The organism is Providencia sp. PROV150, from assembly GCF_028481025.1.
GTDB lineage: Bacteria > Pseudomonadota > Gammaproteobacteria > Enterobacterales > Enterobacteriaceae > Providencia > Providencia hangzhouensis.
The window spans coordinates 123904-148294 of record NZ_JAMPPJ010000007.1; the positions used below are offsets into that span (position 1 = coordinate 123904).

A 24391-nucleotide genomic window follows, 5' to 3' on the forward strand; every position below is an offset into this window, starting at 1 on the left:
CAATCTGATTGGAAATAAAACTAAAATTGACGGTAAATTGATTTTCAATCAGTTTTGTATTTTTATCATTAAATTTTAACATTGGATTTTGAGTGTGTGAATTTATAGTTTACCAGAATAAAATGCCGTGATCATTATCTCAAAAGAGAAATATCCCCCAAGATTGCGAGATATAATTATATTTTATAAAAATGTTAAATAAATTTGTGTTAAGTTTGTTTTTATTAGCAATTAAATAGTGGGTGAATAAGTTAAGCTTTACTTAAATGTGAGCAGAATTAAATTCTGTTAGAAAAATATTATTATATTAATGATTAAAATTGAGCTGATTAAAATATCATCCATATCAATATAAATATTGAACTGTACTGTAACAATAGTACAAGTTAATTGTTAGGGTTGTGATGTAAGTTATTGAAAATAAATAAAATATTTTTATCTTTTAGATTGATTCATTGAGTAACTAATTAGTTTGAAAATTGGAGGAAAGATAACTATATATTAATTATTTTACGTTTTTTTTGTGCTTATATTTGCCACTTTTTTTGCAACGAAAAAAATAATTAAAATAGGTAACAAGATATTTGTTAAGTAATTGTTTTAATAATTTTATTGATAACTTCAAAAAAGTTTTAATCATGAGAATGGAAATAAACAGAAACTTTGATTTAGCGCAATTTTTATAATGCTAAACATACTGGCATTAATTAATGCCAGTATTTGAATATACGTTGTTATGGTTGAAACCAACCTTTACGAATAAGAGAGGCAAAAATAAAACTATATAGCCGAGTGATAGGTAATTGAATTTTATACGCACCAACAGACCAGAGGATCTGGGCCAAACCGCATGCGACAATCGCCAGTATAAAGGCACCTGCCATATCTAAAGGCCAATGAACACCGAGGTAAATACGTGACCAAGCAATAACGACAGCGGGGATCATCATCACGAGGCCAACCCAAGTTCTTAGCCAGAAAAGAAATGCAAAAGCGAATGTAAAGACAATCGTACCATGGTTACTTGGGAATGAAGGCGTGGCTTCATGCTCGGAGAAATTAGTGCCAATTCCCATGACAAATGGGCGGTCATGCGGCGCGAAATAGCCCACTAGCCATGAAATGGTTAAGCCAATGACGATAGCAATGGCTGCTTTACAAGCAAAGGCACGTTGGCGAGTCATATTTGGCTGGGCGCCCCAAAACCAACAAGCAACAGTAAATAGTGGAAATAATAGAATTAAGCGTTTCGCAATCACATTCGCTACAGCAATGGTTCCACTAGCGGTTTCTGGAGTCGCATTGATCAAATTGAATAGATCAAGGTTAAGTTGTTCCAGCACAGTTCAGTACCTCGGTCAGATGGTTAGTGAGACAGAATAGATATAAAAGGGGGAGATTAAAGTTTCTTAATGAGCAGGTAAAGTCCCTTTGTCTTATTATTGAAAGCTATATGCGACAAATTTACTTGCGGTTTAACATTTACTCAATAATTATTTAGTGCAGTAATGAGTTTAGATAAGTCAAGGGAGAAAAAGTGATGTGGTGGCAAAAAGAGATACAACTTAGCGCAAAAGCGAGAGGGTTTCATTTAGTGACAGAAGAAATTCTCAAGCAACTTCCTGAACTTAGCTTAATCAAGGTTGGTTTAGCGAATATTTTTATTCAACATACATCAGCATCTTTAACAATCAATGAAAATGCAGATTACACTGTCAGGGAAGATTTCGAGAGCTTTTTCAATCAGGCCGTTCCTGAAAATGAACCTTATTATAAGCATGATTATGAAGGAAGTGATGACATGCCTGCGCACTTAAAAAGTAGTTTATTGGGTACAAGTTTGACTATTCCAATTACTAAAGGGTGTTTAAACATGGGGACGTGGCAGGGGATTTATTTATGTGAGCACCGAAATTATGGTGGAAAGCGTAGGTTAATCATTACATTGCAAGGCGAACCCAGCCGTTAGAAACAAAAAACCCGATAGCATGAAAACAAATAGTTGGCTATCGGGCTCCTCAATATGGGGACATCAAAGAAAAGCAGTGGCACTAATTAAGACCCCGTCTAAAAAAGAAAGTTCTCACCTAGATGAAAAAAAGTACAATATTTTTATTAAATTTGGCTTAAATAGCACAAAAAGAACAAGCAAAGTGTTAACACCTATAAATAAGTGAACAACTTTGCTTGTTGAGATGAAAAACGGAAGGGGCTAATTATTTGTATAGATTCAAATTTTCTTTTGCATAAGCTTCGAAATCTGTACATCCACCAATGTGTTGCTCATCAATAAAAATTTGTGGAACGGTTTCAACAGGTTTGCCAACGGTTTTAGATAAATCTTCTTTAGAAATACCTTCAGCTTGAATATCAACGTAGCGGTAGTCAAAATCTTCACGTTCATTTTTCAGTTTTTCAGCGAGTTCTTTTGCACGAACACAGTATGGGCAGCCAGGACGACCAAAAATAACAGTATACATAGTATCTCCTTTTTATCTTGAGCTCAGATTCTAATTGCAATGCTCAATACTATGCCTACATAAGTTATGAAATAAAAGTCGAATTTTCCTGTTATACCTATAGGTATGACATATAATTCTCAGTTTGAGAAAGTGACACAATAATGAGAGGAGAAAAAGAATGAGCAATAAACCTCAGTCTAAAGGGACAATGCGTTCACTAGCGGACATGCCAAAGCCCATTATCGTGTTAGAAGGTGTGGGGATCATTCTGCTTATTATTGTTTTGTTAGCAACAAATGACTATATCACATTGCCGGAGCCTTTAATGCAGCCAGGGGCGATCGTGAGCATGATTATGGTCGGCATTGGCTGTTTGGTGCCCGCAATGGTCAATATTGTCTGGCGAGCAATTCATGGCCTGAGTTTTTTGGGCATTGATAATAAACAACCAGAAAAGAATGTATCTAAAAAGCCAGACTCTACAGATAATAAACCAGATGAATAAGTAGATTGAGCGTGGTTTTACTGGTGTTTCGCTCTACAATGTGTGAGAATTATTCGTTTTTTAGTTAGGGGGAAAATGTGCCAGAACCCTAACAAATCGATATTGCACGACTATTTTGAGTTGAAGAAGGTTACTATCCATGGATTCTATTTGTTACCCTGACATCACTAAGTTACGTGAATGGTTAGACCAACTCAAAACCTCTTATTTCGAGTGTGATTCCTGCTCTGCATTACATTTACCTCATATGCAAAATATAGACGGTATTTTTGATGCAAAGCTCGATATTTTAAATAATGTTTTGGTGTTGTCTGCATTAGCTGAGCTCAAACCGACAGCGATTGTGACGTTAGTGGCGAATATCAGCCAAATTAATGCCAGCTCATTAACGGCAAAAGTTTTCCTTGAAATAAACAATGAAAACTTGCCTAAATTGATTGTTAGCCAATCATTTTCATTAGAAGCAGGAATGACGTATCGTCAATTCTGCCATTTTTTACAGCAAGCGGAAGAGCAAATTTCAGCTATTGTCTTTGAAATCTTTAGCAATAATTTGTTGTATGCAAATCAAGATGACTTTAGTGAAGATGATGACAGCTCTGAAGAAGAAGGCTCTGAGCTTTCTCTTGATGACAAACCTTCAGTCATTCTCCACTAAGTTTTTGCTATGCATTGTGAAAAATATGCCACAGGGCAATGCCATTCATGCCAATGGCTAACATTAACGCCTGAACAGCAAATTACCGAAAAGCAGAGCCAACTACAGGCTCTTTTGCCTGCTATTGATACTTCTTTATTTCAGCCTCCAGTGACAGGGCCGCAAACGGCTTTTCGCAATAAAGCCAAAATGGTCGTTAGTGGTAGTGTTGAGAAGCCAATTTTAGGTATTATCGGCCATGATGGACAGGGCGTTGACCTGACTGACTGTCCTTTATACCCAGCTGAGTTTTCTGACGTATTCGCGTCTTTAATTCCTTTTATTGCGAGGGCGGGTCTGACGCCTTATAACATTGAGCGCAAACGCGGTGAGCTAAAATATATATTACTGACACAAAGCAGACATACAGGGCAATTTATGCTGCGTTTTGTCTTACGTTCAGACAAAAAATTAGAGCAACTAAAAAAAGCCTTACCTTGGTTGCAAGAGCAACTGCCACAACTAACGGTGATCACGGCCAATATGCAGCCTGTCCATATGGCAATACTTGAAGGTGAGCAGGAAATCTTTCTGACGAAAGAGCAAACACTACGTGAAGAATTCAACCAAGTCCCGTTGTTTATTCGCCCACAAAGCTTTTTCCAAACTAACCCCGTTGTTGCAGCCAAACTGTATCAAACAGCAAGGGAATGGGTTAAAGCGTTAGATATTCATAGCTTGTGGGATCTGTTTTGTGGCGTGGGCGGCTTTGGGCTGCACTGTGCTGAAAAAGACACTCACTTAACAGGGATAGAAATCAGTGCGCCAGCGATTGCCAGCGCACAGCAATCAGCGGATGAACTTGGATTAAAGCATGTTGAGTTTAAAGCCCTTGATTCAACGCGTTTTGCCACGGCGAATCAGGATATCCCTCAGCTTATTTTAGTCAATCCGCCACGCCGAGGAATTGGTAAAGAGTTATGCGATTTCCTTTCCCATGTGCAGCCTGAATATATTTTGTATTCTAGCTGTAATGCACAAACCATGGCGCAAGATTTACAACTGTTGGCTGGCTATCAAGTCTGTAAAGTACAGCTATTTGACTTATTCCCTCATACTGCACACTTTGAAGTGCTGACGTTGTTAAAGCGTATTGTACAGTAAAATCCATGTGATGGTTTTTACTGTATAAAACGACAATTCAATATTCGTTATATCATTTGGGTAATTAATTTAATGTTTCAGCAGGAATGAATCCATGGATAATACTCTGAACTTAAATTCATCGATATGATTCGGTATAGGTTTATCACTATGATAGGAGAGCAAATGTTTTAGGTTTTCTAAAAAATCATTTTCGTTATCATATTTTTTTATACCTCTGTTAGGGTCAAAAAACTTATATATATAATTATTTTTATCGTGTTTAATTGAAATTGCCATACAATGGCCATCATAAGAAATCAGTGAATAGTAATCATTGTTATATTTTAATTTATTCTCTATATCAGCTTTTAGTTTTTCAATATTTGATTGGTTTTTATTTATTTGTAAGTTTGCATAGTCACAAATAGGTAGGCTTATATCATTGATTAACCCAGAATTTATATTCTTAGCTGTATTTTTATACATTTCTAGCTTAGATATAAACTCGAAAGCATTAGCTAGAAAAATTTTAATTTCTTTATCATCTAATGGTAAGTCAGATATTATTTTGTTTTTTATATTCTCATTCAATATTTTATGACAATAATAAATTTCTATTGAGTCTTCTTTGTTTTTTCTAACTAAATTATAGTAAAAGGTAACCAACTCTATAATTTCGTATTTACTATCTAAATAACTTACATTTTTATTTACACGAGATATATTTTTCATTAGTAGATGGGTTATATCGTATAGATTTTTTATATTAAGGTCATTTTCCTTATTCTCTAATGGTATTAAATTTTTATCTACTTTAATATCTGTGCTTTTATTGATTAATGATGTTTTTTTCTTTTTATTATCAATGAGTAATGAATCTATTTTGTGTGCAATTTTATTGAAATCATATGCGCGTTCATAACTGATCTGAATATTCAGGCCATTGACTATCTGTTTATTTAATAAACTTACTTCAACATCATTCGGCTTTCTGTTTTTTAAATGGTAACTTTGTGCTTTTATGGATTTTAAAGCGGCCCCCATCGATTCAATTAGTTTATCCCCATCACTCTTGTTTTCATTAAGAAGGTATAGGTTTGATAGACCATGGCAAATTCCATTGCTAGCATTAGAGGTATTTCTGACTTGAGTGAGCTTTTTTCTTAGGGCATTATTTTCTTTTTTATTAAAGTATGTAAGCAGTTTGTCTTGATCAAAAGGAATGTCAAATTGAATTTTTTTCATAATAAACTCATCAATCATATCTATTTAATTAGTTTAATTATTACATTATTCAAATAAAGTGCTCTTTAAAAATCCGATTGAGCGAATAAAAAAAGCTTGGTATAAGACCAAGCTTTTTTTACTTGTCGGAGAGAAAGAAAGACTAACCTCTGTGCTCAAATTCCAACGCTTTGCGTTCAATTAAACGCATTAGCACTGTTAAAATTGCATTGACCACTAAATAAATAATCCCCGCAGCAACAAACGCCATGACATTCCAGCTTTGACCAAAGATCAGTTGGCTATAGCCCATGACATCTAACATTGTAATCGTACTGGCAAGTGACGTACTCTTGAAAATCAGGACGACTTCATTGGAATAGGACGATAACGAACGCTTAAAGGCATAAGGCAAAATAATACGCATGGTTTGCATTTTGCTCATACCGAGGGCTTGGCAAGACTGCCATTGGCCTGATGGGATGGCTTTAACTGCACCGTGGAATAACAAAGTGGAATAAGCCGCACTGTTTAAGGCCAATGCAACCATTGCACAGATCCAAGGCGTGGAAATAATCTCCCACAACATGGGATAATCTTGCAATGATTTAAATTGACTTGGACCGTTATAAATTAAGAAAAATTGTACCAATAACGGCGTACCAGTGAAAAGCGTGATATAGATTTTAACGGCTTGAGAAACCACAGGGGTTTTCAGCGAGAGAACTAAAGTAAATAATATCGCTAAGATAAAAGCCACAATGAGTGCGCTAAACGTTAGTGATAAGCTGGTTGGTAGCCCTGGAAGAATATCTAAAATTAAATCCATCATTTTGATTCACCTCGCTCAAAGCGAGTAGTACGCAATTCAATACGTTTTAAGATAACTTGACTGACTAACGTAATGGCAAGGTAAATCAAACCCACAATGGCGTACCATGTGAATGGTTCGTGAGTTCTATTGACGATTGTTTTTGTTTGTAGCATCAAATCATTAACACTGATGAGTGAAACTAACGCGGTATCTTTTAATAATACAAGCCATTGGTTGCCTAAGCCTGGAAGCGCATGGCGCCACATTTGCGGCATAATGAACCGAAAGAAAATAGTGCGTTTGTTTAAACCTAATGCAAAACCTGCTTCCCACTGGCCATAAGGTACTGCTTTTAAAGCTCCTCTTAATGTTTGTGATGCATAAGAGGCGTACAACAAGGCAAGGGCAATAACACCACAAACAAATGGGGTATAGTCAAATTCGCCACTATTAGCAAAAAAAATGCTGGGGTCGATTTGAATAGTGGTTTGCCAAAAACCAAGGTTTATATCGAACCCATCACCAAACAAATTGATCAGTTGTAATGTACCGAAGTAGACAAATAATACGACCAATAATTCAGGTAGACCGCGGATCAAGGTAACCCAGCAGGTCCCTAAAAAGGCAATAGGTTTAAAACGAACGGACTCCCACGCAGTAAATAACATGGCGAGGATCAGCCCCAAAACCAGTGCAGAAACAGCAAGGCCGACGGTGATACCGGCGGCACTTGTTAAAAATAGAAAGTTGCTCATTAATTATATCAATTACTGTTGAAACCATTTTTTGTGGATAGCATCATAAGTGCCGTCTGCTTTAACTTCGGCTAAGGCTTTATTCATTTTATCCAACAGCTCTTTATTCCCTTTACGAACCGCAATACCTAAACCAATACCGAAATATTGTGGGTCAGTCACTTTTTCACCAACAGCAGCTAAGTTTTCGTTACCTTTAGCTTTTAACCATTCGTCAGCAACTGCGGTATCACCGAAGACGGCATCGATACGGCCATTTTGTAGGTCTAAAATAGCAGATTGGTAGTTATCATAAGGAACGGTTGTCATCCCTTTATGTTGTTCCATGATGTATTTTTGGTGAGTGGTTCCGTTTTGAACACCAATTTTTTTATCTTTTAATTGGTCTACTGAACTGATTTTTTCTTTTACAGCAATAAATTCTGCTGAGTTAGGGTAGTAAGTCTCAGTGAAATCTACTTGCTGTTGGCGCTCAGGGGTAATATCGATACCTGCCATTAATGCTTCAAAGCGACGGAATTTTAAGCTAGGAATTAAGCTGTCGAAAGATTGGTGAGTAAATGTACAAGTTGCATTCATTTTTTCACACATTGCATTGGCTAAATCAACGTCAAAGCCAACGATTTGGTTATTCTTATCGAACATTTCAAAAGGTGCGTAAGTCGCTTCTGTTGCAAAACGGATGGTTTCTTTTTCCGCAGCAGTTGCAGATAGGGTTACAGCGCCCAGCAGTGCAGCTAATATAATTTTTTTCATTGCTTAATCCTATATCTATTAATGTGACAGATAATTTGCAAATGCTTCTGTTTGAGGTGCAGTGAAATGGCTTGCATCCCCTTGTTCTACTATATGGCCGTTTTCCATATACACGACACGACTAGCGGTTTTGCGAGCAATTTCCACTTCGTGAGTGACGATGACTTGTGTAATCCCAGTTGCAGATAGTTCACGAATAATATCAACAACTTGAGCAGTGATTTCTGGGTCAAGTGCAGCGGTTGGTTCATCAAATAATAAAACTTTTGGTTCCATCATTAGCGCTCTTGCAATCGCAACACGCTGTTGCTGACCACCCGATAAATGTAAGGGGTAGCGATCAGCAAATTGCGACAACCGTAAGCGTTCTAATAACTTGGACGCTTTTGCTTGCGCTTCTTGCTTTGATAATTTTAACACGCGGCAAGGTGCTTCAATTAAGTTGTCCATAACGCTCAGATGAGGCCACAGATTATATTGTTGAAATACCATCCCTACATTTTGACGCAGCTCACGAATCGCTTTCGCATCTGGAGCTGAAGAAAAGTCAAATTGCTGACCCACAATATTCAAGTGGCCTGAACGTGGCATTTCTAATAAATTGAGGACACGTAACAATGAGCTTTTACCAGCCCCGCTTGGCCCAAGTAATACCATAGTCTCACCAGCAGAACACTCTAGATTGATATCAAAGAGTGCCTGATGGGAACCATAGAAACAGTTGATGTTTTTTAATTGAATGCTCATGTGTACCAATAATATCTTATTTCACTACCCGCGATATTAATCCTATGAGCATATTTATGCAATAATTTCTGCATAAAAATTTGGTTTTTACGCTAAAATTATTCCGATTTAACGGTCAGTTGCTCTGCTTGCTGTTCTTTAGCGAGTTGTTTATCTCGCTCATAAGCCAGTTCGCTGATGCGTTTTGCCATCCCCTTAAAGATAAATAAATGTGCGGGCATCATGGCAAACCAATAGAGTAGGCCGCAAAAGCCAGCTGGGTGCCACCATGCCCGAACATCGATTGAACGGCGGTTTCCGCTATCATGAATAGTAAAAGTTAGGCGGCCAAGTCCTGGCGCTTTCATACCAAATAACAAGCTAAGTTGTTTATTAGGCTCAAGATTAATCACGCGCCAGCCGTCAATTTCATCACCGAGTTGGAGCTGTTCACGATCGGGGCGGCCGTACTTCACTTTATTTAACATCATATCGTCCATGATGGCGCGAGTTTTCCACAGGCCATTGGCATAGAAATAGCCGTTTTTTCCGCCGATTTGTTGCACTGTATACCAAAGCGATTCTGAACTGGCTGTTGTTCCAAGGGTTGCTCCCGCTTGTTTTGGGTAATAGCCATAGCCGGGACGCCAGCGTTTTCTGACTTCTGGGTCATAACCCCAATCTGCGTTATCAACGGCATCGGCTTCTTCTGCTAAAGTCGTTCTAACGGCATCATCAAAAGAAATTAAGGTTTGGGGGATCAGTTCTCGTAACGCTTTATCATCCGCGGGGAGGTCGTGCTGCAAGCCTTGAATTAACTCCTTAGCGATTGACGGTGGTACGGAGGTGATCAAACTGATGAAATGCACGGAAATCATACTAATGGGGATCGGAATAGGAATAAGTAAACGCCGCTTACCACTGACTTTAATAAAGCGCTTAAATAGCTCTTGGTAGCTAATAAACTCAGGGCCACCTGCATCAAAAATCCGATTCTCAGTTGTTGGTATTTTTGCCAGTTGCGTTAAATAATACAAAATATTCGATAGAGCGATAGGTGACGATTTAGAACGAACCCAACGTGGTGGCGTTAAAATCGCTAAGTTGTAGACCATATCACGCATAATTTCGAATGCGGCAGAACCAGACCCAACGATAATTGATGAGCGGATTTCGGTAACAGGGATTTGGCTTTCACGTAGAATATCACCGGTTAAACGTCGAGCAATTAGGTGTGGTGAATAGGTGTGCCCATGTTGTAATGCACTGAGATAGATAACATGTTTAACGCTTGAGCCTTCAAGGGCTTGTTGCACGTTGCGAGCGGCTGCACGCTCACGCTCGACTAAATTGGCTTGGTCGGCCATGCTATGAACGAGGAAATAAACAATATCGATGCCTTCCATGACACCTTTTAGTGTTTCAGGGTCGTGAAGATCCACATAAATGCATTGGGTATCTTGCCAGCCTTGAGATAACATCCAATCAACACGACGTGCACCTGCTGTTACGTCATATCCTTGCTCAATGAGTTTAGGGATCAGATTCTGACCAATATAGCCACTAGCGCCCAACACTAAAACACGTTGTTTATCTGTCATGTTAATTTCCTGATTCACGCAAATTAACAGCTATTGTGACTGAAATTTTACCTATGTAAAGAAGGCCATGAGAATTGGCGTAATAAGACTCAGTACGAAGCCGTGAACAATAGCAGCAGGGACAATTGAAACCCCACCACTGCGTTGTAAAACAGGCAGTGTAAAATCCATTGATGTTGAACCACAAATGCCAAGAGCGGTTGAGCGGTAACGGTTAATAATAATTGGGATAAGCATGATTGCAGCAAGTTCCCTTGCTAAATCATTGAAAAAAGCTGCGCTCCCCATGACTGGGCCATAAGCATCGGTGAGGACAATCCCTGTTAATGAGTACCAGCCAAAGCCAGAAGCCAGCGCTAACCCCATTTTCACGGGAAGGTCTAGTAAGAACGCGGCTAACGCACCACCCGCTAATGCACTGACTGCCATGACAAACGCAATGGTTGTACCGCGGCGGTTGATTAAAATTTGCTTGATGCTCATGCCACTGTTACGTAGCTGGATACCGACGAGTAATAGCAGTAGCATTAACGCCAACTGGCTCCCTTTGTCGGCATAGTGCAGAAAATCAAAATGAGTTAGGCCAACGACAAATCCGAGTAGTAACACTCCGCATAGTTGTAAGGATTCGAGCACCATTTTGATTCGTGAAGGTGGTTTTTCTTGTTTATGTTGCGGAATTTTCCAAGGATCAAATTTATCCAGCAATAACAGTGAGATTACATTCAATGAAAATATGCAACCAAAAAAGGTAACTGCATAAATTAAAATAGAAAATAAGTGAACACTTAAATTTTCAAGAAGTGCGAGAGTAATTCCCATTAAAAATAAAATAACATACACCATTGAATTCAAGGATTGGTGTACTCGATGGAGAATTTGCTTGTTTTTAATAGGAATAAGATAACCAAGCGTTAATGGTAGAAGAATAATTAAGAGTCCTGAATACATGGCCGCATCCTTAGAGGTTATCCCATCGACTAGCTAAATATAAACAAAGGGTTATGCAATTTTATTTATTTAGGTTATTGAAGTACAAACCCGATTTAACGCCCCGTGCTAAAAGTTCTTTTTGTTATAAAATGTTTTTATTGGTGAACTAATAAAAAATAGGTCAAAAACACTAAAAATAAAAGTTTTACTATTTTATAACACTGCAATTAGATGCTCAACATAGTTTGCTATTTTGCTATGAAGAATTTTTATTTTACATACATAGTTATAGTAATAAAGAAGGTTAATCGGTAAGCTCTAAATATTGTTCTTTAGTATATCCAATTGACGGAATCACCCGATATGTAATGAAAACTAATAATATTTAGGGTGAACTAAAAATATTCCAAGGAGAGTGATATGTACCTGGAACGTGTGGAAATATACGGATTTAGAGGGATTAACCGCCTTTCATTAGAACTGAATAACAGTACAGTTTTAGTTGGCGAGAATTCATGGGGAAAGTCGAGCTTACTTGATGCTCTTGACCTTCTTCTTTCTCCTGAACATATAGATTACCAGTTCAGTCTTCATGATTTTCACTATCCCGCAGGGAATGATGAGTCACGTTACCGTTCATTGCAGATAGTCTTAAAATTTTGTGAACGCCGCAAAGGGCGTCATCAATCCTATCGTTTTCATAACTTAGCCTCAGTTTGGGTAGATAACGGTGATGACCTTAAACATATTTTTTATCGTGTTAGTGCAGAACTTAAAGATGATGACACGATAGTTGTCGATAAAAGCTTTTTAAATGCAGGTGGTAATAAACTTTCATTGGACAACGTCGGTAAATATATTAAAGAAATTATTCGGTTGTATCCTGTTATTCGCCTTCGTGATGCGCGTTTTTTACACTCACTTAATCCAGAAACGATTGTTTCAGGGCAAAAAGAGGTACGTGACTTATTTAATGCTCGTATTAAGGAACTCACTAGTGCATTGGTCAACAACCCTGAACGCTTAAGTGATGAAGATCTCTGTGATGGGGTTGATGCCATGCAACAGTTGCTTAGCCATTACTTCTCTGGGCAAAGCTCCCATATTATTCGTTCAGATAATTCAATGGTTAAAATAGAACCGCGTAAACGCGGTTGGAAAGCGCTTGATAATATTAACCGGTTAATTGCCAAACCAAATCAACGTAATATTCGGTTAATCATTTTAGGGATGTTTTCTTCTTTATTACAATCAAAGGGCAATATTCATTTAGATAAATACGCTCGGCCATTGATTATTGTTGAAGACCCTGAAACGCGTTTGCACCCAATTATGCTCTCCATTGCATGGGGCTTATTTAGCTTATTTTCTCTACAGAGGATCACCACGACGAATTCAGGGGAGCTACTTTCATTAGCGCCTTTGGAGGATTTATGTCGTTTGGTTCGTAATACGAATAAGGTTTCAGCTTATCGTTTAAATGAAAATGATTTGAGTGCTGAAGAATTACGTAAAATTTCTTTCCATATTCGCTTTAATCGTCCGTCAGCCTTGTTCGCTCGCTGTTGGTTATTAGTTGAAGGGGAAACTGAAATTTGGCTGATGAATGAATTCTCGCGCCAGTGTAACTATTACTTTGAAACAGAAGGAATAAAAGTTATTGCATTTGCGCAAAGTGGTTTGAAACCACTGCTAAAGTTTGCCAATAAAATGGGAATTGAATGGCATGTTTTAACTGATGGTGATGAGGCAGGGCGTAAATATGCGGCAACAGCGACGCATTATGCTAATAAAATTAATTCCTCAGATAGGGATAGGCTAACGATGCTACCCGCACCAGATATGGAACATTTCCTATATCGTGAAGGGTTTCGAAAACTTTATCATGAAATTGCTGATATTCCAGATAATGCGAAAGTTTCAACAAGGCGAGTGATTATTAAGGCGATCTCTCGTACATCGAAGCCAGATTTAGCGTTAGCAACTGTTAATCGGGCGGCTGAGTTAGGTCCAGATAGTATCCCTCTACAGTTGAAAAGTATGTTTTCTCGTGTGGCATGGTTGGCAAGGGGTAAAGCAAATTAATGGTGATATCGATAAATTTTACGGGTTGTTGATGGATTATTGAGAAATCCCACTCTTAGGTTTATCTCATGTTGAATCAATTGATAACTTAAGTGATATATAATTTGATCATTAGTTTTTAGCTGGCAACAAATTGGAAAGTCACCTCCTTTTACAAGTTGCAGCGATCTTAGAGGGCAATGCCCTCTTTTTGTTCATAGGAAGCGAATAAACATGAAGGCAAAGCCTAAGAAAAAGTGGCCGATTTATTTGGCAATCATTATTGTTGCCCTAGTCACTGCTGGGTTTCTTTTTAATCGTGAGGAAGAAGAGGTTTTTCAAACTGTAGATGTCACTCGAGGCGATTTAGATAAACAAGTGCTGGCAACGGGAAAACTTGACGCTGTACGTAAAGTCGATGTGGGGGCTCAAGTGAGTGGGCAACTACAAACTCTGTATGTTAAAGAGGGTGATTATGTTAAAAAAGGTGATTTATTAGCCGTTATTGACCCGAAAAAAGCCCAAAATGATGTGACTGAGTCTGAAGCGATGACTCGTGAACTTGAAGCGAATCTATCATTAGTTCAAGCGGAACTTCGCCTTGCTCAACTGACTTATCAACGTCATTTAAGCCTAGCGAAACAGCAAGCCGTTTCCCAACAAGAGCTTGATAAAGCCAAAACTGATGTAGAAGTGAAAAAAGCGCAAGTTGCCACTTATCAAGCGCAAATTAAGCGTAACCAAGCCACTTTAGATTCGGCAAAAACAAATTTGAAATACACTCAAATTACGGCTCCAATGGATGGCATTGTCACCTTTATTAAAACATTACAAGGGCAGACGGTTATTGCTGCTCAGGAAGCACCAACGATTTTAACACTTGCGGATTTAGACACGATGCTAGTAAAAGCGGAAGTTTCTGAAGCCGATGTGATTTATTTGGAGCCTGGGCAAGATGCCTCGTTTACCGTCTTAGGCGCTCCAGATAAAAAATTCTCAGGGCAACTAAAAGATATTTTACCAACACCTGAAAAAATCAATGATGCCATTTTCTATTATGCGCGCTTTGAGGTACCCAATCCGCAACATTTATTGAAATTACAAATGACCGCTCAGGTCACTATTGAATTAGAGTCACGTAAAAATGTTCTGTTACTACCGCTATCTGCATTAGGCAATGAAATTTCACCACAAACCTATGAAGTGGATATCCTTCAAGGCAATAAAGTCGAGAAAAAACACGTTGAAATTGGTGGTCGAAATGATGTGTATGTGGAAATTACCAAAGGCCTAAATGAAGGTGACAAAGTGGTCATTGGCCATAGCGAGACGGAATACTAACTATGTCTGCGTTAATTGATCTTCAAGGGATCACTCGCCGCTACGGGGAAGGCGAAAACCAAGTTACAGTCTTAAAAAATGTCTCACTGCAAATTAATGCAGGTGAGATGGTGGCGATTATTGGTGCTTCTGGTTCAGGTAAATCCACGCTCATGAATATTATTGGGTGCTTAGATAAACCAACTGAAGGGAATTATTGCATTGATGGTCAAAGCGTTGCAACGTTAGATAACGACCAATTGGCAGAACTGCGCCGAGAGCATTTTGGCTTTATTTTTCAACGTTACCATTTACTGAGTCATTTAAGTGCGGAACAAAATGTTGAGGTGCCTGCGGTGTATGCAGGGGCGGGTAAAAACCAACGTCGTGAGCGAGCAGCCCAGCTATTACAGCGTCTAGGGTTAGGGGAGCGAGTTGATTATCGCCCAAGTCAGTTGTCTGGTGGGCAACAACAGCGCGTGAGTATTGCTCGCGCTCTTATGAATGGTGGGCAGATAATTCTCGCGGATGAGCCAACAGGAGCACTGGATAGCCATTCGGGGGAAGAGGTCATGAATATTTTAAAAGACCTCTGTGCCCAAGGGCATACCGTAATTATTGTCACGCATGACCCTGAAATTGCTCAACAAGCGGAACGTATTATCGAAATTAAAGATGGCGAGATTTTGAATGACTCGGGTAGCAAAGCCATGAAACGAACAAATTCATTACCAAAAGCTCCCCCACGAAAATTCTCTTTAGCTCAGGCGTATGGGCGGTTTAGTGAGGCCTTATTAATGGCTTGGCGTGCCATGGTCGTTAATAAGATGCGTACATTGCTGACTATGCTTGGGATTATCATTGGCATTGCGTCGGTGGTATCAATAATGGTGATCGGTGATGCTGCTCAAGGTATGGTCCTTAATGATATAAAATCAATCGGGACGAATACCATTTCAATTTATCCAGGGGAAGACTTTGGGTACGATGATGCAAAAAATCGTCAGTCCTTAAGAGCCTCAGATATTGATGCATTAGCAAAACAGCCTTATGTGTACGCGATTTCTGGCGAGCTCAACCACTCAACACGCTTAAGAAAAGGGAATGTTGACGCTTCGGCACAGCTCACCGGTGTTGGTCGGGATTATTTTAATGTTTATGCCTCTAAATTTTCAGAAGGTATGAGTTTCACGCAAGATATGGTGGATAAGCGCGCACAAGTGGTGGTTATTGATGCCAATACTAAGCGCCGCTTTTTCCCTAAACAAGAAAATGTTATTGGCGAAACTTTGCTCATTGGTAATATGCCTGTAACGGTTATCGGTGTGCTTGAAGAGAAAAAATCGACTTTTGGTTCGAGTAAGTCGCTATCGGTTTGGTTACCGGATACTACGGTGAATAGTAAAATTCTGAACCGTCCATACTATGAGAGCTTTGTTGTTAGGGTGAAAGACGGTTACGATGCGAAAACGGTAGAACAGCAACTGACCCGCTTACTCACGTTGCGCCATGGTAAAAAGGATATTTTCACCTATAACCTTGACACTTTTGTAAAAACAGCGGAAAAAACCACCCAGACTATGCAACTGTTTCTAACATTAGTCGCGGTTATTTCGCTGGTGGTTGGTGGTATTGGTGTGATGAATATTATGCTGGTTTCTGTTACCGAAAGGACGCGAGAAATTGGTATTCGCATGGCGGTAGGGGCTAGGACTAGCGATGTGATGCAGCAATTTCTTATCGAAGCCGTACTAGTCTGTTTAATGGGCGGGTTGATGGGGATTGGCCTATCGTATGGGATTAGTTTATTGGCTCAAATGGCACTACCAGGCTGGACTTTTTCTTTTGACCCGGTGGCATTAGTCAGTGCCTTTGTTTGTTCAACAGCCATTGGCATTATTTTTGGCTTTTTACCTGCTCGAAATGCAGCTCGCTTGAACCCAATTGATGCGCTGGCGAGGGAATAAATTGTTCGTATAAAGCTCTCCATGCACATTTATCAAAATAGTGCATGGAGCATTATTTATATATTATTTCAGTACTTTAAGTAATGCTTGCATATATCCCATCGCATAAGCCATACCTGCGTGCCATGGCGCATCACATGACATTTGTGGCGTATGGTCAGGGATTAATACACCTGTATAATTATTTTCTTTTAATATTGTTAATACCTTCAACATGTCAATATCGCCCTCATCAATGAAGGTTTCATGATAGTGTGGCACTTTACCTTTAACGTTCCTAAAATGGACGTATGCCATCGCATCTTGACTTGCATATTGTTGCACTGCTTCGTAAACGTTGCCCTCAGACATTTCGGCAATGGTTCCAAGACAAAACTCTAGCGCATTTGATTTACTTGGTTTTATATCTAGTAATTTTTGATATAAGTGAGGTTGATTGACTAGCCTTGGCTGACCTCTGACAAACTCTAGTGGAGGATCGTCTGGATGAGCAGCTAGGCGAACGCCTGCTTCTTCAGCGACAGGGATAATATGGTTTAAGAACCAGGTTAACCTTTCCCAGAGTTGCTCTGTTGTTGTTTCAGGACGATAACCAGCACTATGGTTATTGATTTTCATATTCCATGCCATATTATCCGGCATTGGTTCTAGAATGTCTTCGTTGATGCCAGATAAACCAACAGTTTGAGCACCTCCTCGTGCTTTGTTTTCGATAACTCGCCCTGCGACTCCTGCCAGACTGAAATTATATCCAAAGACAGGAATACCTGCTTTCCCTACATTTCTAATAATGTTTTTGACGACTTCAAGCTGTTCTAATTTTTTAGGACCGTCAAACAAAATGTCATCCCAGTGGCAAGGGTCGAAATTTTCAATTGCATAAAATGTTAAGCCAAACTCTTGCATCCGGTCACGGATTTTTATTAGTTCATCTACTGTCCAGACATCACCAACAGCCGTTCCCCAGCCATCATTATCGCCAATTGGCTGGTCGCTACGTGAAAATCGTTCATTACTGTTAAAGTAGTCGACCATATGAACAACGATATGAGTTGCTCCACATTGTTTTGCAAAAGCATAATGTTCATCATTAAGCATATGTCGATATAAACCAAATCCTAGTTTCATAATTATTAACCTTTTAATTTGAAAATTTCTTAGTTAGTGAGATTTAGTGGTTTTACATATAATGCGACACTGATTGCGCCAACAATACCGATTCCACCTGCCACAAAAAATGCGATGCTATACATTCCAGACCATTCAATGATATAGCCTGTAATAATAGGGCCTAAAATTCCGGCAACATTTGCCATTGCGTGTACAAATCCACCAACCGCACCAATATTATTTTTTGCAACGGTATCTTGTAGAATTGCCCAATAGGTTGTAGCAGATAAATATAAGAAAAATATTCCGAATGCCATGAGTGCTACGGCACTTTCAACACGAGTAACATTACCGACAAGAAAGACAAGGATTGCCGATATTCCTAGACAACTAACCAACACGATTTTTCTGGAGAATAATGGTTTATTTGTTTTCTTTAAAACAAAGTCACAAAGTATTCCCCCTAAAGCCATTCCAATAGCACCTAATAGCCAAGGTATAATACTTACTATACTCATATCTTTTATACTGAGATTTTGAACATTAGATAAGTAACTTGGAAACCATGATAAAAAGAAAAATAAAATATAATTCAAACTGAAGAATGCAAGAGTTGTTGCTAATATAGTCGGACTCTTTATATAAAAAGATAATGGTTTAGATATAGTATTTGTGGTTTTTGATTCTACATTATTATCGTCAGATAAAATATATTCTAATTCTTCTTTTGATATTTTTTTATGTTGTTCCGGTTTATCTTTGGCAATTTTTAACCACCCAATTAGCCATATAAAGCCTATTGCAGCAAGTATAAAAAATGCAACACGCCAACCAGTTGTAATTATTAATATTCCCATTATAGGGCCAGCAATAGCTCCACCTATTGGATTACCCGCAGTTGCTATACCTATAGCAGTAGCAACTTCTTTTTTAGGGAACCAGTTATTAACCATTTTATTGAGTGTTGCTGCAAAGGGGCCTTCAGCTGCACCAAACAAAGTTCGGATAATAAGCATAGAGATAAAACCAACAGTTACCCCAATCATGCCGCAAAAGATAGACCAAAGAGCCATACTTACGGCAAAAACCTTTTTGGGACCATATTTATCTGATGCGTATCCGCCAATGAAATTAAATAAAGCATATCCAATAGAAAAACTACTGAAAAGTATACCCATTTCACTTGGTGTTAAGTTTAAATCTTTAGAAAAAACAGGAGCTGCAATAGCAAATGCAGAGCGATCCATATAGTTTATCATTCCTCCAAGAGAAATAAATAAAACTAAATTCCATCTTATTTTTTTAAACATAAATCACCTTTGATATAATGATATGTTTATTATTAAATTTAATAATACATATCTATTTTTATGTTTATCACATGACGCCAAATTTATTATATGCTTCTACAGCACCCATTCCATTTGCTATTTCTTTTTGTACTTTATTCTCCATTTTTTGTTTTTCAAATGCATGTTCAATAACGTAAGATTCTACATTTTTAGGAATAATTAATACGCCTTCTTCATCGGCAACAATTAAATCACCTGGTTCAATTAAAATATTATTGATTTTGATTGGAACTCGATAATCTAATACTTTACCTCTTATTTTTTGATCTTGAGCATAACTACCTAATGAAAATACAGGGAAATCAAGTTCTAGTATTTCTCTCTTATCTCTTGAATAGCCATAAATAATAGCGCCCGCAGCGTTAAGTTTTTTAGCTCTTGTCGACATTAATCCACCCCACAGGGCGTAATTATGCGAAGAACCGGAAGCGATATAAACTTCACCTTCCTTTAAGCTATCTAGTGCTTCAAACATAATACCGAAATCTTTATTTCCTAGTGGCCCATTAGATGTAACGTCAGGCGGTAACATGTAATCAGCTTCTAGTACAGGCATTGCTCGACCTACAATCTTCATATCCTCAGATAAAGGTTTGAGTATAGGAGGTAAGAACTGATGGTGTAATCCTATTTCATCTAAAATATCCCCTAGAAGAGCTACGGGTAATTCCTTTTTAATCTTGTCAAACAAATCATTATCTTTATTCATTTCATATTCCTATGTATCTAAGATCTTAATCTTCCTGTTTGGCTGTCAACCTGTCATACAGGCTAACAGTCTAGCCTTAATATTAAAAGAGGGTTAATATAGGTTTTGTGATACGACTCTAGTTTTATTATTGTTTTAATCACAGGAAGATTATTTTTTTGATTTTAAATCAAATGGATATTGCTAATTTTGGGGGTTAGATTGCATCCTTTAATTGAAAAACAAACACTTTCAGAACAAGTTAGAAGCTATGTTCTATCTTTAATATCTCAATCAAATCTAAATCCAGGTGATGAAATACCAAGTGAAAAAGAGATTATTGAACGTTTAGGGGTGAGCAGGGGGGTGGTTAGAGAGGCTTTTCAAAGCCTTTCTATATTAGGTATTTTAGATATTAGTAGTGGCAAAAAACCTAAAATACAAAAAATTAACTCAAACCCGTTAGAAACTATTTTTAACCATGCCATTGTGACTCAGCAGGTTAATTATCAGCAAATCTTAGGCCTTCGACGTGCGATTGAAGTTGATTCTGCAGTGTTGGCTGCAATGCATGGAAATAAAAATGATTATATCAAGTTAAGAAAAATTGCAGATAAAATGAGGAAATCCTTGTTGAGTTCTAATGATTGGGATTTGTTCATTGAGAGTGATATTGATTTCCACTTAACATTAGCTGAAATGTCACAAAATCCGTTATATGCATTGATGCTAAAAGCATTAAGAGGCGCATTAGGTGGTTCTATTTCAGCTGGTTTATTAAACCAAAACAACCATGATGAACATAAAAAGATCATTGATATTCATTTTGATATTTTAGAGTCAATTGAAAAACAAGACTTTGTGGCAACTGGGTTAAAGATGGATACTCACTTTAAGTTAACCATGGATAGTTTTTAGATCAGCCACCCATAATAATTTTTCTTAGTGAGATTTTTGAGTGGCGAAGGATAAGCTAAATTCCTTCGCTCTACTTTCTGTGTAACTCAGCTTTAAGGTCAATTATCAATATGTGAATCATCTGCTTGTAAATAATTTGATTTAGGGATAGTCCCATTTTTCGGAACCAAGTTCCTCAATTAAATTCTGCTAATTAAATGCGTTATTTTTAACTCCTTCATTTCCCGATAATATTTTTTTCAGTCTGTATATTCCCTCGTTTCTTAAAATATTTCATAATAAAAAACTGTCTGAAAAGATAAATTCTACTTGCGAATTGGTATCGATCATGGATATGATTTGCCTTGTAGAATAAATGAAACCTAGTTCCATATAATGGAACTTATAATAAAGCCAGTAAAAAACTAAGCAAAGACAACCACACAGCAGGTGCGATATGGCGAATAAAGCAGGTGAAGATTATTCTTTGGCTCGGGTACCCCAAAGTGCTCGTAGGCCGTTCTATGAAGTGTTAATTCTACGAATTGGCGCACTAGCTTGTGTTTCACAAGTTATGTTAGGTGCGGCTCTTGGGTATGGGTTAACTTTTTGGCAGGCGTTTTGGGCAACGATGCTTGGATCTGTAATTTTACAGGTTGTCAGCTGGGGGCTTGGAGCGGCTGCGTGCCGCGAAGGAATGTCAATCAGCCTACTGTCTCGGTGGGCGGGTTTTGGTAAGTTAGGCTCAGCACTCATTGGTGGCGCAATTGCTATCTCCTTAATGGGCTGGTTTGGCGTCCAAAATGGTTTCTTTGCGGATGGAATGTATAAAGCGACTAATGTGCTAACACCAGGGACTTGGTCACTTATTACAGGTATTGCGGTGACGGTTATAACAGTATATGGGTATCGATTTTTATCTATTACTGCCAATATCTCAACGCCGCTATTTTTATTCGCGTTAGGCTGGGCGACATATAATTTATTATCAGGTCAAGATATTGGTACGCTTATTAATGACACTGAACCCGCCGGGCCATTAATGACTATGCCTGCGGCCATCACAATGGTTGCTGGTGGTTTTATTATTGCAGCAGTGACAACACCCGATATCAGCCGTTTCATGAAAGGGCCTAAAGATGTGTTTTGGATGACGCTTATCGGCACATTTTTTGGTGAGTTACTGGTCAATATGATAGCGGTACTAATGGCGCTGTCATTACGTACAAGCCAAGTATTTGATTTAATGATGGCGCTGACAGGCCTATTAGGTGCATCGATTGTTATCTTCTCAACAATAAAAATGAATGATATCAATTTGTATTCATCATCGTTAGGTTTTTCAACACTGTTAAATGCCATATTTAATAAGCGTTTTGACCGTCGTTATTTAACGTGGGTGATTGGTATCTTTGGCACAATCGCTTCAATGTTAGGGATCTTAGATAACTTTATCGGTTTCTTAATTTACTTAGGAATAGCCATTCCTCCTGTCGCAGGGATTATGGTTGTTGACTATTACTTGTTAAAACGTGATCGCAAAGAACTAGATATCACTCGAGAGCAAGGCATATTACCACCGAGTTGTGAAGCATATAACCCAGTAACACTCGTGGTGTGGGTGATCGCAGTACTGGTTGGCTGGGGGACATCAGAGTTAGGTCCGCTGCATGCAGACTACGGTATCCCAGCGCTTAACTCTTTGATTACTGGTGCAGTTGCTTATTGGATAGGCATGCGCTGGCAGGCGAAAGCGAGAGGTGTTGAAACGGTACACTTTCGCAAAGTCTCTCATTTAGATTAAGGATTAAACAATGTCAGGTACAAAAGTTAAAGTTGCTCTGGCTCAGTTTGATTCAGAACTTGGCAATAAAACCAATAATTTACAACGCATGGCACAGTTGTGCCAACAAGCCGCAGATTCAGGGGCAAAACTGATTTGTTTCCCTGAGCTGGCGACAACGGGTTATCGTGGTGACTTACTGACCACTAAGTTGTGGGATTTAAGCGATTCCATCGGAAGTGAAACTTATACGCTATTTAGCGAACTTGCTACTCGTTTAAATATCACTATTGTTAGCGGTTTTGTTGAGCGCGGTGAATATTTAGGCGATATCTATAACTCTGTCGGTGTTTGGAACCCGGGGTGTGAGGGTATTAGTGGTGTTTTTCGTAAAGTTCATGCTTTCGGCATAGAAAAACAATGGTTTGGACGAGGTGATAGTTTCCCTGTGTTTGAAACGCCGATCGGTAAAATCGGTATCATGATTTGCTATGACATGGGTTTTCCAGAAGTCGCACGAATTTTAACATTACAAGGCGCGGAATTGTTATTAGCCCCTTCAGCTTGGTGTGTTCAAGACCGAGATGTGTGGGATATTAATAGCGCCTGTCGAGCACTAGAAAATGGAACTCACTTACTTGCAGTGAACCGTTGGGGTCATGAAGAAGATCTGCATTTATTTGGTGGTAGCAAGGTTTTAGGTCCTCGCGGCCAAGTACTTTGTGAAGCGAGCTGTGAGGGCGAAGAGCTATTAATCGGTGAGGTTGATTTTTTAAACCAAGCCCATACACGTTTAAAAGTGCCTTATCTGAGAGACAGAAAGCCACAAAGCTACAGTGTATTAACCCAAGGTTTAGGGTCATGAGTATTTTATCTAGCGTGGTTGATGTTTACCAATTGTTCTTACGTTCAGGTAATGAACTGACGGTGACAACGTTGGTTAATGAATAAGGTATGCCAAAAAGCTCGGCCTCCCGTCTTTTAAAGCAAATGGCTGAACTCGGATTGCTGGAAAAGAAAAACAATGCACCGATATATCGACCTGGTTTGCTGATTATGGAATTAGCTCATCGGGCTAGGGGGATGAACCCGCTAATCGATATGATGCTTGAAGCACTTGATGAACTTGCGAAAGATAGCGGGTTTACCAGTTATGTCTCAGCACTTGATGATGATATGGTTCGTGTTGTTCATGCACGTTTTGGTAATAGCATGCTGCAAGTGATCACTCAACCGGGTACCCGCTTACCCATACTGGGAACGTCAACGGGGCGTGCACTATTAGCAAGGTTACCGCTAAATGAGCGGTCAAAAATTATCGACCGTGAACCAAAAGAAGAACGGGGTAAATTAGTTGAGCGTTTGGACTTAGTGGCAGATCGTGGCTGGGAATTTTCGATGGATGAATCCGTTGCTGGAGTCGCTTCCATATCCAGCACGGTGTTCGACCCTGCACAAAATACGTTATATGCCTTGTGTTTAAGTTTGCCTGCTGCACAAATGAATGATGAGGTTATGGTGCAGTTATCCAAGAGCCTTTGTCATAAAGCCGCTTATCTTGGGTGTATGGTGGGTGACCCGTATTGGTTGCAAAAAAGCATGAATAAGCCATGAGATTATTTCATGTTATAAAAGCAAAAAGTAGTAAGTA

23 protein-coding genes are annotated in these 24391 nt (G+C 38.7%); 11 read left to right on the top strand and 12 right to left on the bottom strand.

The window, feature by feature from the left end; translation table 11 throughout:
* Positions 1–734: 734 nt before the first annotated feature.
* Positions 735–1343, bottom strand: coding sequence for an undecaprenyl-diphosphate phosphatase (gene ybjG / locus PSE83_RS07285; RefSeq protein ID WP_004256430.1), 609 nt, complete (start codon positions 1341–1343; stop codon positions 735–737).
* 197 nt (positions 1344–1540) lie between these two features.
* Here ybjG and PSE83_RS07290 point away from each other — a divergent pair, with 197 nt between their 5' ends.
* Entirely contained in the window at positions 1541–1969 is a 429-nt protein-coding gene (locus PSE83_RS07290; RefSeq protein WP_004256427.1) for a secondary thiamine-phosphate synthase enzyme YjbQ, read from the top strand.
* A gap of 247 nt (positions 1970–2216) precedes the next feature.
* Here PSE83_RS07290 and PSE83_RS07295 read toward each other — a convergent pair whose 3' ends face one another.
* Positions 2217–2480, bottom strand: a complete 264-nt coding sequence (locus PSE83_RS07295; RefSeq protein WP_004256424.1) for a GrxA family glutaredoxin — start codon at positions 2478–2480, stop codon at positions 2217–2219.
* 160 nt (positions 2481–2640) lie between these two features.
* On the opposite strand from PSE83_RS07295, the gene PSE83_RS07300 reads away from it, so the two are divergent.
* From PSE83_RS07300 to rlmC, 3 genes are all read left to right on the top strand, one after another.
* Positions 2641–2967, top strand: a complete 327-nt coding sequence (locus PSE83_RS07300) for a YbjC family protein (protein ID WP_004256421.1) — start codon at positions 2641–2643, stop codon at positions 2965–2967.
* A 139-nt stretch (positions 2968–3106) separates the two neighbouring features.
* Positions 3107–3625, top strand: a complete 519-nt coding sequence (locus PSE83_RS07305; protein WP_036957919.1) for a YbjN domain-containing protein — start codon at positions 3107–3109, stop codon at positions 3623–3625.
* Between the two features lie 9 nt (positions 3626–3634).
* Positions 3635–4768, top strand: a complete 1134-nt coding sequence (gene rlmC / locus PSE83_RS07310) for a 23S rRNA (uracil(747)-C(5))-methyltransferase RlmC (RefSeq protein WP_004256415.1) — start codon at positions 3635–3637, stop codon at positions 4766–4768.
* A 69-nt stretch (positions 4769–4837) separates the two neighbouring features.
* Here the strand turns inward: rlmC and PSE83_RS07315 are convergent, their stop codons facing one another.
* The 7 genes from PSE83_RS07315 to PSE83_RS07345 form a co-directional block, all read right to left on the bottom strand.
* Positions 4838–5995: a hypothetical protein gene (locus PSE83_RS07315; RefSeq protein ID WP_272660754.1), complete on the bottom strand. Its 1158-nt coding sequence runs from the start codon at positions 5993–5995 to the stop codon at positions 4838–4840.
* A gap of 142 nt (positions 5996–6137) precedes the next feature.
* Entirely contained in the window at positions 6138–6806 is a 669-nt protein-coding gene (artM, locus tag PSE83_RS07320) for an arginine ABC transporter permease ArtM (RefSeq protein ID WP_004256410.1), read from the bottom strand.
* On the bottom strand, positions 6803–7543 hold the full coding sequence (gene artQ / locus PSE83_RS07325; RefSeq protein WP_004256406.1) for an arginine ABC transporter permease ArtQ: 741 nt from the start codon (positions 7541–7543) through the stop codon (positions 6803–6805). Before artQ ends, artM begins: the two co-directional genes overlap by 4 nt.
* 12 nt (positions 7544–7555) lie before the next feature.
* Positions 7556–8299, bottom strand: coding sequence for an arginine ABC transporter substrate-binding protein (gene artJ / locus PSE83_RS07330; protein ID WP_004256405.1), 744 nt, complete (start codon positions 8297–8299; stop codon positions 7556–7558).
* 18 nt (positions 8300–8317) lie between these two features.
* Positions 8318–9046 (bottom strand): arginine ABC transporter ATP-binding protein ArtP, encoded by a 729-nt coding sequence (gene artP / locus PSE83_RS07335; protein WP_004256404.1) that lies wholly within the window; start codon positions 9044–9046, stop codon positions 8318–8320.
* 98 nt (positions 9047–9144) lie between these two features.
* Complete coding sequence (locus tag PSE83_RS07340; RefSeq protein WP_004256403.1) at positions 9145–10626, bottom strand: DUF2867 domain-containing protein; 1482 nt, start codon at positions 10624–10626, stop codon at positions 9145–9147.
* A gap of 51 nt (positions 10627–10677) precedes the next feature.
* Positions 10678–11577: a lysine exporter LysO family protein gene (locus PSE83_RS07345; protein ID WP_004256402.1), complete on the bottom strand. Its 900-nt coding sequence runs from the start codon at positions 11575–11577 to the stop codon at positions 10678–10680.
* Positions 11578–11979: 402 nt separating this feature from the next.
* On the opposite strand from PSE83_RS07345, the gene PSE83_RS07350 reads away from it, so the two are divergent.
* The 3 genes from PSE83_RS07350 to macB all read left to right on the top strand — a co-directional run bounded on the left by PSE83_RS07350 (position 11980) and on the right by macB (position 16910).
* A complete protein-coding gene (locus tag PSE83_RS07350) occupies positions 11980–13644 on the top strand; it encodes a DUF2813 domain-containing protein (protein ID WP_094960662.1) in 1665 nt (554 codons plus the stop codon).
* A gap of 213 nt (positions 13645–13857) precedes the next feature.
* Entirely contained in the window at positions 13858–14964 is a 1107-nt protein-coding gene (gene macA, locus PSE83_RS07355; RefSeq protein WP_094960663.1) for a macrolide transporter subunit MacA, read from the top strand.
* 2 nt (positions 14965–14966) lie between these two features.
* Positions 14967–16910 (top strand): macrolide ABC transporter ATP-binding protein/permease MacB, encoded by a 1944-nt coding sequence (macB, locus tag PSE83_RS07360; protein ID WP_272660755.1) that lies wholly within the window; start codon positions 14967–14969, stop codon positions 16908–16910.
* Positions 16911–16973: 63 nt separating this feature from the next.
* Here macB and PSE83_RS07365 read toward each other — a convergent pair whose 3' ends face one another.
* From PSE83_RS07365 to PSE83_RS07375, 3 genes are all read right to left on the bottom strand, one after another.
* Positions 16974–18038: a mannonate dehydratase gene (locus tag PSE83_RS07365; protein WP_004256393.1), complete on the bottom strand. Its 1065-nt coding sequence runs from the start codon at positions 18036–18038 to the stop codon at positions 16974–16976.
* 29 nt (positions 18039–18067) lie between these two features.
* Entirely contained in the window at positions 18068–19330 is a 1263-nt protein-coding gene (locus PSE83_RS07370) for an MFS transporter (RefSeq protein ID WP_094960665.1), read from the bottom strand.
* A 67-nt stretch (positions 19331–19397) separates the two neighbouring features.
* Positions 19398–20081, bottom strand: a complete 684-nt coding sequence (locus PSE83_RS07375; protein WP_094960666.1) for an RraA family protein — start codon at positions 20079–20081, stop codon at positions 19398–19400.
* Positions 20082–20282: 201 nt separating this feature from the next.
* Between PSE83_RS07375 and PSE83_RS07380 the strand changes: the two genes are divergently transcribed.
* The 4 genes from PSE83_RS07380 to PSE83_RS07395 all read left to right on the top strand — a co-directional run bounded on the left by PSE83_RS07380 (position 20283) and on the right by PSE83_RS07395 (position 24354).
* Complete coding sequence (locus tag PSE83_RS07380; protein ID WP_036957917.1) at positions 20283–20978, top strand: FadR/GntR family transcriptional regulator; 696 nt, start codon at positions 20283–20285, stop codon at positions 20976–20978.
* 436 nt (positions 20979–21414) lie between these two features.
* Positions 21415–22761 (top strand): purine-cytosine permease family protein, encoded by a 1347-nt coding sequence (locus PSE83_RS07385; protein WP_004256368.1) that lies wholly within the window; start codon positions 21415–21417, stop codon positions 22759–22761.
* 10 nt (positions 22762–22771) lie between these two features.
* A complete protein-coding gene (locus PSE83_RS07390) occupies positions 22772–23605 on the top strand; it encodes a nitrilase-related carbon-nitrogen hydrolase (protein ID WP_004256366.1) in 834 nt (277 codons plus the stop codon).
* Between the two features lie 89 nt (positions 23606–23694).
* Positions 23695–24354 (top strand): IclR family transcriptional regulator, encoded by a 660-nt coding sequence (locus PSE83_RS07395; protein WP_272660756.1) that lies wholly within the window; start codon positions 23695–23697, stop codon positions 24352–24354.
* Positions 24355–24391: the final 37 nt, after the last annotated feature.